The organism is Flavobacterium sp. KKT103, assembly GCF_055640565.1.
This window is the reverse complement of record NZ_CM145766.1, coordinates 1,098,527-1,111,797: the sequence shown is the minus strand read 5'-3', so window position 1 is coordinate 1,111,797 and position 13,271 is coordinate 1,098,527. Positions and strand designations below refer to the sequence as shown.

The 13,271-nt window shown below is 35.8% G+C and carries 10 protein-coding genes; 6 read left to right on the top strand and 4 right to left on the bottom strand.

All coding sequences use genetic code 11. The features are described from left to right. Positions 1 to 26: 26 nt before the first annotated feature. The 3 genes from ACZ2G0_RS04745 to ACZ2G0_RS04735 all read right to left on the bottom strand — a co-directional run bounded on the left by ACZ2G0_RS04745 (position 27) and on the right by ACZ2G0_RS04735 (position 2,247). Positions 27 to 794, bottom strand: coding sequence for a TatD family hydrolase (locus ACZ2G0_RS04745; protein ID WP_470309229.1), 768 nt, complete (start codon positions 792 to 794; stop codon positions 27 to 29). 140 nt (positions 795 to 934) lie between these two features. Beyond that, positions 935 to 1,660: a tetratricopeptide repeat protein gene (locus ACZ2G0_RS04740; RefSeq protein ID WP_470309228.1), complete on the bottom strand. Its 726-nt coding sequence runs from the start codon at positions 1,658 to 1,660 to the stop codon at positions 935 to 937. Positions 1,661 to 1,662: 2 nt separating this feature from the next. After that, the gene (locus tag ACZ2G0_RS04735) at positions 1,663 to 2,247 is read right to left on the bottom strand and encodes an RNA polymerase sigma factor (protein ID WP_300284314.1); all 585 of its coding nucleotides are present in this window, start codon (positions 2,245 to 2,247) and stop codon (positions 1,663 to 1,665) included. A 434-nt stretch (positions 2,248 to 2,681) separates the two neighbouring features. Between ACZ2G0_RS04735 and ACZ2G0_RS04730 the strand changes: the two genes are divergently transcribed. The 6 genes from ACZ2G0_RS04730 to ACZ2G0_RS04705 all read left to right on the top strand — a co-directional run bounded on the left by ACZ2G0_RS04730 (position 2,682) and on the right by ACZ2G0_RS04705 (position 11,836). Beyond that, the gene (locus tag ACZ2G0_RS04730; protein WP_470309227.1) at positions 2,682 to 4,559 is read left to right on the top strand and encodes an OmpA family protein; all 1,878 of its coding nucleotides are present in this window, start codon (positions 2,682 to 2,684) and stop codon (positions 4,557 to 4,559) included. Between the two features lie 237 nt (positions 4,560 to 4,796). After that, positions 4,797 to 5,429, top strand: coding sequence for a hypothetical protein (locus ACZ2G0_RS04725; RefSeq protein ID WP_470309226.1), 633 nt, complete (start codon positions 4,797 to 4,799; stop codon positions 5,427 to 5,429). A 69-nt stretch (positions 5,430 to 5,498) separates the two neighbouring features. Continuing rightward, positions 5,499 to 6,509 (top strand): hypothetical protein, encoded by a 1,011-nt coding sequence (locus ACZ2G0_RS04720; protein ID WP_470309225.1) that lies wholly within the window; start codon positions 5,499 to 5,501, stop codon positions 6,507 to 6,509. A gap of 188 nt (positions 6,510 to 6,697) precedes the next feature. Then, on the top strand, positions 6,698 to 8,656 hold the full coding sequence (locus ACZ2G0_RS04715) for a DUF7849 domain-containing protein (RefSeq protein ID WP_470309224.1): 1,959 nt from the start codon (positions 6,698 to 6,700) through the stop codon (positions 8,654 to 8,656). Positions 8,657 to 8,711: 55 nt separating this feature from the next. After that, the gene (locus ACZ2G0_RS04710; RefSeq protein ID WP_470309223.1) at positions 8,712 to 11,399 is read left to right on the top strand and encodes a CHAT domain-containing protein; all 2,688 of its coding nucleotides are present in this window, start codon (positions 8,712 to 8,714) and stop codon (positions 11,397 to 11,399) included. Beyond that, positions 11,396 to 11,836 (top strand): retropepsin-like aspartic protease, encoded by a 441-nt coding sequence (locus ACZ2G0_RS04705; RefSeq protein ID WP_470309222.1) that lies wholly within the window; start codon positions 11,396 to 11,398, stop codon positions 11,834 to 11,836. Before ACZ2G0_RS04710 ends, ACZ2G0_RS04705 begins: the two co-directional genes overlap by 4 nt. 172 nt (positions 11,837 to 12,008) lie before the next feature. Here ACZ2G0_RS04705 and odhB read toward each other — a convergent pair whose 3' ends face one another. Beyond that, positions 12,009 to 13,232: a 2-oxoglutarate dehydrogenase complex dihydrolipoyllysine-residue succinyltransferase gene (gene odhB / locus ACZ2G0_RS04700; RefSeq protein ID WP_470309221.1), complete on the bottom strand. Its 1,224-nt coding sequence runs from the start codon at positions 13,230 to 13,232 to the stop codon at positions 12,009 to 12,011. Positions 13,233 to 13,271 lie beyond the last annotated feature (39 nt).

The window sequence follows — 13,271 nt, the reverse complement described above, 5'->3', positions numbered from 1 at the left end:
ATATTAATTTCTAGCTAATTACCCTCTCAAATGCCAAAAACGACTCTAGAGTTTTCGGTGGTAATTGCTGCGATTTCAGCAGGCGAAACACTGTAGATAGACGCTAATTTATCTATAACATTTACAAGGTAACTACTCTCATTGCGTTTGCCTCGAAAAGGAACGGGAGCTAAATATGGTGCATCCGTCTCTAACACAATGTGCTTCAAGTCGATTTGGTCCAAAAACTGATCTATCTTACCATTTTTAAAAGTTACAACACCACCAATTCCTAATTTCATATTATAAGAGATCGCTTGTAACGCTTGCTCATAGTTCCCTGAAAAGCAATGAAATATTCCGTATAAATCCGCCGATTTTTCTTCTTCTAAAATAGCGAAAATCTCATCAAAAGCGTCTCTACCGTGAATAACGATTGGTAATTTATATCTTTTAGCTAATTGGATTTGCTTTCTAAAAGCATCTTGTTGCTCTTGCAAATGTGTTTTATCCCAATACAAATCGATCCCAATTTCGCCTATTGCGTAGAATTTCCTTTTTGCCAATTCTGCCTCGACATGCTGTAATTCGTCAAGGTAATTGTCTTTTACATGCGTGGGATGTAATCCCATCATCAAGAACATGTTTTCTGGGTAATTACGTTCCAGTTCGTACATACTTTGTGTAAAAGTCGAATCGATCGCCGGAATAAAAAACCGTGAAACGCCAGCATCAATAGCTCTTTGAATCATTTCGCTGCGGTCTTCATTAAACTCTTCGGAATATAAATGGGTATGCGTATCGGTAATTATCATTATAGTGTATTTGAAGCGTCAAATTTACAACTATTACGCAAAAAATGCACCAAGACATCTAAAAGGAAACCTAAGAAAACTAACATTTCTTACGCAACTCTCTTAAGTCGTGGTGCATCCTAAATTGATGACTCTGAATTTTAATCTAACTTTTTCAATAATTTTTCAACCTGCTCATAATTTTCATAATCTTGAGGAATAGTCAATAAAATGGTCTTACATGCTGCATACTCTTTTTGTTTTAACTTCGACAGCGCCAAGCTCCAAATAGCTTTGTTTTTATAAATAGAGTTTCCTGATTTTATATCATTGAAGATAAGGTCGGCTTCTTTAATTTTATTTGTTTCTAACAAAGCAACTCCATAATAATACTGTAGCTCAACCGTGTTCTTTTGTTTTAAAACAGCTTCAAAAAGCGGAATTGCCTCTTCGTATTTTTTAGCATTAAAGGCTGTTTCTAACTGTTTCACTTTTACATCAGCATCAGCTCGCTCAGTAAAATAGGCGTTTTCGTATTGATTGTAATCCTCAAATGCTGGATGTGAATTAGAATTAAAAACATATACTCCAAAAAGCAAAGCAACAGAGGCTGCAGCCATGTACATCCAAGGTTTGAACTGTACTACTTTCTTTTTTGGTTCCTTAAAATGATCTTTGGACACCGCTTTTAAGGTCTCTACAAAAGCATTTCTATCCTTCTCAAGGCCAAACTTAACCTCCAACTGCTCATTTACTTGCTGGAAACTAGCAAATGCAGCAGCCAACTCCTGATTCTGGATTAGTTCTTTTTCAAAATTTATTTTGTCTGCGTCCGACAATTCCCCTTGTAGGTATTGATCGAAAACTAGGTAGTTCTCTTCGTTCATGGCTAGGTAAGTTTTAAAGATTTAAAGCGACTATTTTCCTGAATCCACTGCGTTAATTGCCCCGTACACAAAGATTTTTTCTTGCGCACATATCCGTAAGTAACGTTGAGTTTCTCGGCCACTTCTTCCATCGATTTAATGGTAAAACTAAGCTTTAATACTTCCTGGCATTTTTCGCCTAACTTCTGGAACATGGCATCAAACAATTGTTGCTTCTCTTCGAATAATTCAGTTTCGGCAACCATATCTGTAGTGGATTCATTAATAGATGGTTGATCCTCGTTTATTGTTACCCCTTTGTTAGACGCTTTTTTCAGTTCGTTCAGCCATTTCCTTTTGCACAATAAAAAAAAGTAGGCATCAAAAGGGCAAGTTAACTGTAAACTTTTGGCTTTGGCTTGATTAAATAACAAGATCATTATCTCCTGAACCACGTCTTGCGCTTGATCCTCATCGCCCGAGTTGTTCCTTATATAGGAAACCACCTTGGGAACAAACTTTTTATATATGGATTGAATTACTGCCGAATTATTGTTAGCAAGTCCATCAATATAGGATTGGTCGGGATGCAGTATCGTTTTGTCCATAGCAAAAATTTTATTGGCTAATGTAAAAAAAGAAAATCAAATATTTTTCTATTTAAGGGGTAACAATTCTAAAACCATATTGATATAGTACTATAAATCAAATGCATGTTCATTACAAAACTGAAAATATGAAATAGAAAATCAAAAAAGCAGCTACTCGTTCGCAGGTTGAATTCAAAAAATTATCACAATGTGAAAAAAAATAGAAAACAAGGGGTAACAATTCAAAACCAAAATTGATATAGTAGTATAAAACCAATACCAATTCATTATTAATAAAAACATGAAAAAGTATATCAAAAAAATTAGACGCTATTTCACAAGAGTAATTTGGAAAATTATCACCCGGTAAAAAAAACAAAAAAAAGGGGGTGACAATTCAAAACCAAAATTGATATAGTAAAAAAAACAACAACCAAATAAAAACGTACACCATGAAAACAAATTTCAAAATTATTTTAGCAATGCTTTTAATCGGAATGGGATTCCAAAACACAAAAGCACAAGTTTCAAAAGTAGCTGACAAAGTAGCTCAAAAAACAGAATGGCAATTTTCAACTAGAGCGGGATATGATTTCCCTTCCTATAATGAAGATTTTAAATACATTGATTATAAAGGAGGCGTAATGGGCGGTGTCTCTATAAACCATTATTGGAAATGGTTTGGATTACAAACCGACTTTGACTACATCAAAAATAGTCCCAAAAGCAACATCACTGATCCATTTTATATCAGCAACACGGCCACACCAGTAGCGGAACCGTACACAGATTTGACCGTTACAAAAAACGATATTACTAGAATGTTTGTAGGAGCAGGACCTTCTTTTAGACACCTAAGTAAAAACAATAAGTTTCAAGCTGAACTATCTTTACTTGCTGGTTTAGGAACTATTGACGGGGGAGAAATATTGGTCGAAGCAAAGAGAAAAACCGGAAGTGTAGATGTGCTTACCTACCACTCTGGATGGGACAAGCAAAATCTATTAGCCGGAAAAGGACAAGCTCGATTCACCTACTTCTTTAACCAACACTGGGGGATACATGCAGGAGCCTATTACATGCACTATTTTGGTGGCGCACAAGAATCAGCTAAAAACGAAATACTTGTAAGCAAAGGATATTTAGCTGCAGGAAGCACACAACAAGTTTATTATTATGAAGCTGGAACTACTGCGACACAAGTACAAACTTCAGGTGGTCAAAACAACACGATTAATGCGTTTAACAACCAGCAAATCATTCGTGACAACAGGCCGGGAACTGCCAACTCAACTGATTTGAGACAAAAAATCGATTTATCTTCTATTGGCGCTTTTGGTGGATTAACCTACCGTTTTGGACCATCAAAAAAAGCACCAAAAGAAATTGTTGAAGAAACTAAAATAGCTCCAGTAGAAAAGAAATATTGTATTCAAACTACGGCTAAAGATAAATTCACAAATGAGATTTTACCAAATACTGATGTATCGATCAAAGATTCAAAAGGAATCGTCCTAAAAACAGCTAAAACGGATGCCTTTGGAGTAGTACAATTCTGTGATCTTTTACCTAACGATTATACAATTGAAGGAATGTACAACGAAGTGGCACTTGAAGGTAACACGGCTAAGAAATCGGAATTTACAAATGACAAAACACTAATAAAAGATGTTTTATATGCTGACAGCAATTTTATCATCAAAGGAAAAGCAGTAATATGTAACACTAATATTGCTATCGATGGAGTAACTATTGTACTTAAAAACAACCAATCAGCAATACAGAAAAATAGTAATACCAATCAAAAAGGCGAATTTTCATTTCAAGCATTACAAAACACCAACTACAGTATTTATGGTAAAAAAGAAAATTATTTATCTCAAACGATGACTATCCTTACCAAAGACTATGATCGTAATAAAACATTATTCATTCAATTAGAAATATGTATGGATGCTGCTGATTGTGGAACTGCAATAGCATTAAAAAACATTCATTATGACCTAGGTAAATTCTTTATTAGAGAAGATGCAAAACCTGAATTGGATCGATTAGTACAATTTATGAATGACAACCCAGGGGTTAAAGTAGAGCTATCGTCACACACTGATTCAAGAGCTTCAAATGCTTACAATCAAACGTTATCACAAAACAGAGCTGATGCAGCAGTAGACTACATCACTTCTCAAGGAATCTCAAGAGCACGTTTAACTGGAAAAGGATATGGCGAATCTAAGTTACTAAACCGTTGCGCTGATGGCGTTGAATGCTCAGAAGCAGAACACCAAGCCAACCGAAGAACTGAGGTAAAAGTAATTTGCCCACAATAAAACAATAATAGAATTCAAATTAAAAAGCGGTGAAATTTCACCGCTTTTTGTTTTTACATAAACGTATAGTATTCCCTTTTTATAAAACACAAGCTGCTAAATTCTAGTACTCAAAAAAATCCCGGAAGCAAAAAATAAAAAAAACAAAATAATTCAAATTAAGGGGTAACAAAAAATAAGCATGATTGATATAACTATATAAATCAAGTTTAACCATTACTCTAAAAAATAGAAATCATGAAAACACTAAAAAACATTTTCGCAAAATTAAACAACGCTTCAAAATCAATTGTAGCACTGGGACTTCTTACACTTACTTTTAGCTGCACGCCGCCGCCAACACCACCAGCATGTAGCACTACTGGTTCTGATTTTCAAACGCTTTTCAACAACATCCTAACTAGTGTTCCCATGCACGATGATTATGTTACCATGGATCTAACCACACATGAATACACATTTACCATGTTAGCAAACAAAAATATTTGTAAAATAGGCTACCAAGGAAACGCGAACTTATTCGCTGCAAACGTTGCCTACACGATCGAAATTTATGACAATACTGCGAGCATGGTAGTTTACTCTGGTAATCATCTATTTAATTCGGCTTTTATTGATTACGTTACTCCAACTGGCGCTACAGTAGTTTTACAAAACGGCCATTCCTATACCATTAAAAGAATAGCTTCTAACTATTTAGGTAATATTGGAAACACTATTGGTAGAATATGTCGATACAATACTGGTGGCTTACCATCAACATCAGTCACGACAGGCGCCTTTATGCAAATTACTGGATCTAATTTTTACGGTACAGGCGGTCCACTACCTTCTTTTGGAATCCCTTACATCGACATCATCTTTCAATAATAACACAACATACTACCGATACCAACCCAAAAAATCAAGATAAAACAACGATCAAAAAAACTAGAAATCATGAAAACACCAATTTTAAATTACCCGATAAAAAATCTAAAAAATACGGCTCTTTTATTACTTATCACAATTGCCTTGGTAAGTTGCAACAAAGAGGACATTGCAACTATCGCCCCTACAGCTGCTGAATTCGCCACCCTGAGAGAAACAGCTTTAGATCAGCAAACACAAAACTTTAACGCCACTGCCGGAGCCGGAACAATCACTCTAACATCAGCAAAAGGAGTCATCATCACATTAAATGGTAACGCCCTTACTAAAAATGGAAATCCCGTAACTGGAGCCATTGATATTACTTATATTGAACTTTTCGATAAAGGAACTATGCTTGTCACTAACAAACCAACTATGGGACTTATGGCTAATGGCAATAAAAGCATATTGAAATCAGGTGGCGAATTTTTCATAAGCGCCTCACAAGCAGGAGTAGCTTTAGTTTCAACGGGAGTAATTCAACTTCAAATTCCTGCTAATTTAACAGGGACTGTTGACACCGGAATGGTATTTTGGACAGGCAACACGACTGATGAAGAAAATCTAGTTTGGGAACAACTTATACCAATACCCGCACACGTTGGGCTAGGACAACAAATCGGAAATGTTGGATTTAATCACACCAATTATAATTTGACTTTTGGAACTTTTGGATGGACAAATGTTGACCGTTTTATGAGCGACCCAAGACCCAAGACTACTATTTTAGTGGAAGCCCCTACAGGATACGACGATACCAACTCCGCTATTTACCTATCTTATGATGGTGAAGGTCAAAATGCATTAGCCAAATTAGACACCTACAACCCTACTACAGCACAATTTAGTGAGCATTATGGCCAAATCCCAATTGGATTAGCTTGCCATGTGATTTTCGCAACTGAAGATAATGGGCAATGGAGATACGCTATCAAAGCGGTAACAGTTCAAGCAAATGATGTATATACATTCACTTTAGCTGAAACAATAGTTGGAACCGAAGCTCAATTAGTAGCAGCAATCAATGCAATTCAATAAAAGAAATAACATATTTTTAACTAAAGCGGTGATTTGTTCATCGCTTTTTTTTACATTTAGTACTTTAATGTATTCGTATTCTCCTTTTTAGGAGCTAATCCTGCTATCCGTTATATCTTTTTATTGTATCGTAAAAACGATTCAATAAAAAGGATGCCACTACTATCAGGGCTAAAAACTATCTAGTTATGAAACAACTTTTAGTGCTTTTCATTTTTCTATATTGCCAATTTTCACCAGCACAATCAAAAGCCAAAGACACGATTACGCGTAGAGCAACTATCAATTACAATCAAAATAAAAATGTGGTTTCTTATAAACCAACTACGCCGCCTCTTATACCTATTTCAGGAGCACCAAAACCAAGTTATTCCTACTTATGGGAATTAGGCGATGGGCACTACAGTAAAGAAGCAGAGCCTAAACATGTATATAGAAACAAAGGGACTTATACCACCCAACTATCCGTGACTAATAATTATGACAACGGGAAACCTCCAGCCACACGTCCTAAAAAAGTAGTTGTAAACGAAATATCAGATGAGAAATACAATGAAATAGCGTCTATCGAAAATCAAAATGGATTCACCATCCAAAAAAATTGTGATCCCATACCTGATCAAGAAATAGTAGTCATTGTTAGCTACCAAAACCTAGAGAACTACGTATCCGACGGGAAACTGTATCTGTTTTACAACGAAAAACAATTTAAAAACAACAATTTTCAATTCTCCAGCGTTCGAACCTATGCAGGCGAAAGTGAAGTACAAGAAAACACTATAGCATCAGTGGATGCTGTCGAAGACTCCCATTCTTATTTAGCATCGAATGCAAGTTCAGCTTTGACTACAGCCAAAAAATATGAAACTACAACTACCCAAATTGATTTAGATGCGACCTTACGCAATTCGTATGCGATGTATAAAAATGTATCCATTTTAGAATTTGAAGGAGCCAACCCAAAAGAAACTCGTAATGTATTTTACACTTTAAAAACAACTCCTGAAATGATCAAAGACACCAGTGCCACCGTGACCATGCGCGGCATATTTGTCCCAAATCGAAGTTTTAAAAACCACAAAGTAGTTAATCTCGAAATGGAAATTGTAACCTCTCATGATCCCAACAAAATGGGATCTAATGGTAGCTTTTTAAATTACAGGCTTGTGCGTTTTAGAAAAGTGAATTTCAAAACACGATTTCAAAATAACGGCGAAGGTCCAGCGAGAATGATTCGGTTAGAGACGGATATTCCCGACATGTTCGACAAAAAAACTTTTAAAGTAGAGGATATGTATCCCAAATGTCCTATTTGTCCCAAAGACGAAGTGCCTACAGTAAGTTGCTTGGACACCATCATCAAACAAAAACAAATCTTCTTTACCTTTAAAAATATTTATTTACCCGGAAGCGAACAAAAAAATGTAACCGAAAAAGACAGCACGAAAGGCTTTGTAAAGTACTCCATGAAATTCAATAAGGACTTTCATAAAGTGAATACCAAAAGTAGAACTGCCATTATTTTTGATAAAAACGAACCCATAATAACCAATTACGCCACCACCCGATTCTTACCCGGAATTTCAATTGGCGCTAAAGCTGGCTACAACTACTTTCCCAAATTGGAAAGATCTACTAGCTATTTTGTAGGGGTTACTGTATCTCCATACAAATCATATCGATCTTATTGGCAAGCTGAATTTCAAAACAGTATTCATAACTACCGCACAGCGATTGACTCCACAGATCAGATTATCCAGAACACGGCGGGTATCAATCAACTGGTACGAACAACCAAATCAACTTCAAATAATACCATTAATATGGAAATCCCATTATTGTTGCGCTATAACTTAAATAATTTCATTGGGATAGGCGCAGGAATACAAGGAAATGTTGCAATATCCAATAAACAAAAACAAACAATTATTATTGATTTGTATGAAGATGATAAACCCACAAGATTAGTATCTAGCCAAGAAGATAAATCATCCACAACGACCACCTTTACTAATTTGAATGCTGGTTTATTATTTGATTTAACAATTGGAGCAGCACGTATAGGTCCCAGCTTTGGCGCAAGATATGTTGTGAATTTTAAACAAAACTTCAACTACTTACAGCTGTATGGGATATGGAAATTTTAAAATTTTTTGTTTTTCTTAGTGAGACTTATTGTGAAGCTGTGCGAAATAACCAATTATGACAAAAGCTCTTTTATCAGTCCAAAGAAGGAGTAGTAGTTCCATTTGGGATTCCTCGTTAGACAGCATAGCAAATGCTCTGCGGTACATTGTTGTTTTAGCTACAATTCTGTTCTCGTTTTCAGTTTCAGGTCAGCAATTAAAATCCACTACGGACAAAATTAACGATGCAATTGATAATTTGACTGCAAATCCAAATCTGGAAAGTTTAAAAAAAATAGAAGCCTTTAGTAAAACGATTGCTACTACTACTAAAAGCAAAGACGAACAGCTAGCAATGGTCATTTTATATTGCAACAAAGCGTATTATGAAAACACCTTTAGCAAAACGGTAAACGCCATAAAGAGCTATGAAACCGCCTGGAAAATTTACCAAAAAAACAAACTCTCTAATTACGATATAACCGAATATTGCTTAAAACCATTAGGGAATTTATACACCTATATTGGCGATTACAGCAATGCCGAAAACACGATAAAACAATATTATTTTGTTGCAAATCAGCAAAACAATGTACTGCAAAAGCAAGCTGCTGTTCTCAATTTATCGAATGTATATCAAAATACTGGCAGAATTGATCAAGCAATAGAGCTACTCGAAAAAACCCTGCTCGAGGGCAAATTGTCTTCTACCCAAAAAGGAATTTTATACACGAACCTAGGATCCAATTACTTTTTAAACACTAAGTCAAACCTAATGAAGCCGGATGCTTTTGAAAATGCTGAAAAAGCATTTATAAAGGCCATATCATTATTAGAAAAAGACCAAACACAACAGGAAGCATTAGCGAATGCCTATGCCAACCTTTCCAAGTTAAAACTGGAACGTAATGATCCTGCACTGGCATTACTCTATTTTAAAAAGGCCAAACTAGCTTTCTCAAAAAGCCCAAATCCTAATCCTCGACGACTTGCACAGCTTACCTATGATGAGGCCAATTTACTGTACCAACTCGGAAGCCTAAACGACGCAAGTGTAGCAATTCAAGATGTTTTTAAAGTATTACTTCCAGGCTATTCGATAAGTAAAAACAAGCTACCGCATCAAAATTCGCTTTATGCTGAAACCCTTTTGTTAGATGCTTTAGACCTGCAAGCAGCATTGTTTTTGGCACAAAACCAACCTAAAAAAGCACTAGACAGTTATACGCTTTCCTTTTACATTGAGGACTTGTTTGAATCTCTACTGGTTTACGAAAATTCGAAAATCATTACTCAAGTCAGAAACCGGAACCGAACCGAAAAATGCATAGCCATTTATCAATCGCTTTATCAAAGAGAAAATAAAATAAGCTATTTAGAAAACGCTTTTGTACTCGCTGAGAAGTCAAAATCAGTGGTATTGAAAGCAACTTTAAATAAAAACTCCAAGCGATCTCAACAACAAAAAACACTATCTGAACAACTTCAAAACTGGAACACCATCATTATCAAAGAACAGCAAAAAGGTGCAACTGCCGATATCTCCAAAATAAATAATGCGATAAAAAACCAGAATGAACTAATGCTGCTTTTGAAAGAAAATCAAGTAAATGAGAATACCTCAACCAAATTAGATCTAAACCTCAATGCTTTATATACCAAACTAGAAAGCGACAATGCTATACTGATCGAATATTTTTCAGGTATGCAAAACATGTACTTTTTTACTATTATCAACAAGCAAATAGCATTAGATTCTTTTAGTGCAAATGCGCAGAGCACTGTAAAAATTGCCCAATTTATCGATTATTTTAGAGAGGCAAATACTATTGCGAACGATATAAATGGCTTTAGTAAGTACAGCACAATTGCGTTTCAAACGTTAAAAATACCGGTTGATCCCCGATATAAAAACTTGCTAATTATTCCTGATGGTATTTTAAACTTTTTACCCTTTGAAGCCTTGACCACTCAAGCAACAGCAACCACGAATTTTGCTAAAATGCCTTTTTTAATTCACAATTACAGTATCGCGTACGATAGCTCAATTGCTTTTTACCTAAATAAGACGAAGGAAGAAAAGCATGAAAAAGCCGTATTGGGTATTTTCCCGATTTTTGACAAAACAGCCTACGAACTGACGTTTTCAAAACAGGAATTAAAATCGATTAAGGAGCAATATGATGGAACATTTTTCGAAAATTCTAATGCTACTTTTGATAATTTCAAGAAAAACGCAACTGATTATTCCATTCTACATTTATCTACACATGCAGCTGCAGGTGACCTTACAACACCTGCGAGTATAAAATTTTATGATCAAGATATTTTATATTCAGAATTATACAATTTAAATATCAACCCCGCTTTGGTGGTGTTAAGTGCCTGTGAAACTGGAATCGGAAAAATAGTTAAAGCAGAAGGCGCGATGAGTATTGCTAGAGGATTTCAATTTGCGGGAGCTAGCAATTTATTGTTCTCTCTATGGCGCGTAAACGACTATACTACCTCTCAATTTATGGATAAATTTTATAGTAATCTTAAAAAAGGATCAACCTTTATTGAAGCCAATCACCAAGCTAAACTTGATTATCTCGCTGATGACAGCATCTCGAACGTAAAAAAATCACCTTATTACTGGAGTGCATTTGTTTATTATGGTGGTTTGGATGCTAAAGCACCTACTACCAATTACACCTATTATATCGTTGGTTTCTTAGTTCTAATTAGCCTATTTTTGATTTATATCCGATATAAAAAATGAAAACATTACCTGACTTTCTAAAAAAAGAGAAGTACACCAAAATAAAATTTAAGATTTCAAAAACGCAGCACTTATTGGTTAGCGCCAAAATTAATGGGGTAAAAGGTGACTTTATTTTAGACACAGGAGCTTCTAATAGTTGCGTTGGATTCGAAAGTATCTCCCTTTTCAATTTGCTGCCTGAGGAATCGGCAACTAAAGCATCGGGAGCAGGAGCAACAGGAATGCATACTCAGATCGCACCTCGTACTGAAGTTACACTAGGCCGGTGGAAATGCAGCACTATTGAGTTAGTTATTTTTGATTTAAGCCACGTAAATGAGGCTTTACTCGCTCATAAGTCCAAACCTGTTCATGGCATCATAGGTGCCGATGTGCTGTTAAAAGGAAAAGCTATTATTGACTACTACAATCATTATTTGTATTTGATTAAATAAAAATCTGATTAAGGACAGCTGTCACTGTAGGTCAAATACTATAGAGAAACAGGAATCAATCTCGACTCCGCTCGAATTGACAAAACGAAAGAAATTGAGATCATCTAAACTAATAGTCAATAAAAAAGCCGCCTAGTATCTAGGCGGCTTTATGAATATATAGAAATGAATATTACAGTTCAAATGCTTTTTTAGGATTGTTGTCTAATAGCAATTCCATTGGGTTTTCTAACGCTTCTTTAACAGCAACTAAGAAACCAACAGACTCACGACCATCAATGATTCGGTGGTCATAAGATAAAGCTACATACATCATAGGATGAATTTCTACTTTACCATTTACAGCAATAGGACGCTCAATAATGTTGTGCATACCTAAAATTCCTGATTGTGGAGGGTTGATAATAGGAGTTGACAACATCGAACCAAATACACCACCGTTAGTGATTGTGAATGTTCCACCTGTCATATCATCTACCGTAATTTGTCCGTCACGTGCTCTAATTGCTAATCTTTTGATATCCGCTTCAACACCACGGAAAGTCAAATTCTCAGCGTTACGAACAACAGGAACCATTAAACCTTTAGGACCTGATACTGCGATAGAGATATCACAGAAATCGTAAGCGATTTTATAATCACCATCCATCATAGAGTTTACGTCTGGATATAATTTTAAGGCTCTAGTTACCGCTTTAGTAAAGAAAGACATGTATCCAAGACCTACACCACCGTGTTTTGCTTTGAATTCGTCTTTGTACTGATTACGGATAATGTTGATAGGCGTCATGTTTACTTCGTTAAAAGTAGTTAACATCGCTGTTTCGTTTTTAGCGGCTACTAAACGCTCTGCTACTTTACGACGCAACATTGATAATTTAGTACGCTCTTGACCACGGCTTCCACCTGTAGGAGTTCCCATTGATGGTACTGCATTTACTGCATCATCTTTAGTGATTCTACCATCTTTACCAGTTCCAGTTACAGTAGCTGGTGCGATATTTTTTTCGTCTAATATTTTTCTTGCTGCAGGAGACGGTGTTCCTGAAGCATAAGTTGGAGCTGGTGCTGCTGCTTTAGGCGCTTCGGGAGCCTTAGCTGCTTCAGGAGCTTTTGGTGCTGCTTCTGCCGCTGCTGGAGCTGAACCTTCTGGTTTAGCTGCTGCTGTATCAATTAAGCAAACAACTGCTCCTACTGCTACTGCATCGCCTTCTTCTGCTTTTAATGTGATAATTCCACTTGCTTCAGCAGGTAGTTCAAGAGTTGCTTTATCAGAATCAACCTCAGCAATTGCTTGGTCTTTTTCTACGTAATCTCCGTCTTTTACTAACCAAGTTGCAATTTCAACTTCTTTAATAGATTCCCCTGGTGATGGAACTTTCATTTCTAAAATCATGTCCTTATATTTTAAATTATGAATTTTAATTTTTTGTTT

Coding starts and splice junctions, on each gene's coding strand:
- ACZ2G0_RS04715 (WP_470309224.1), top strand. CDS start 6,698: ATGAAACAACTTTTAGTGCTTTTCATTTTTCTATATTGCCAATTTTCA.
- ACZ2G0_RS04745 (WP_470309229.1), bottom strand. CDS start 794: ATGATAATTACCGATACGCATACCCATTTATATTCCGAAGAGTTTAAT.
- ACZ2G0_RS04740 (WP_470309228.1), bottom strand. CDS start 1,660: ATGAACGAAGAGAACTACCTAGTTTTCGATCAATACCTACAAGGGGAA.
- ACZ2G0_RS04710 (WP_470309223.1), top strand. CDS start 8,712: ATGACAAAAGCTCTTTTATCAGTCCAAAGAAGGAGTAGTAGTTCCATT.
- ACZ2G0_RS04725 (WP_470309226.1), top strand. CDS start 4,797: ATGAAAACACTAAAAAACATTTTCGCAAAATTAAACAACGCTTCAAAA.
- ACZ2G0_RS04705 (WP_470309222.1), top strand. CDS start 11,396: ATGAAAACATTACCTGACTTTCTAAAAAAAGAGAAGTACACCAAAATA.
- odhB (WP_470309221.1), bottom strand. CDS start 13,232: ATGATTTTAGAAATGAAAGTTCCATCACCAGGGGAATCTATTAAAGAA.
- ACZ2G0_RS04735 (WP_300284314.1), bottom strand. CDS start 2,247: ATGGACAAAACGATACTGCATCCCGACCAATCCTATATTGATGGACTT.
- ACZ2G0_RS04720 (WP_470309225.1), top strand. CDS start 5,499: ATGAAAACACCAATTTTAAATTACCCGATAAAAAATCTAAAAAATACG.
- ACZ2G0_RS04730 (WP_470309227.1), top strand. CDS start 2,682: ATGAAAACAAATTTCAAAATTATTTTAGCAATGCTTTTAATCGGAATG.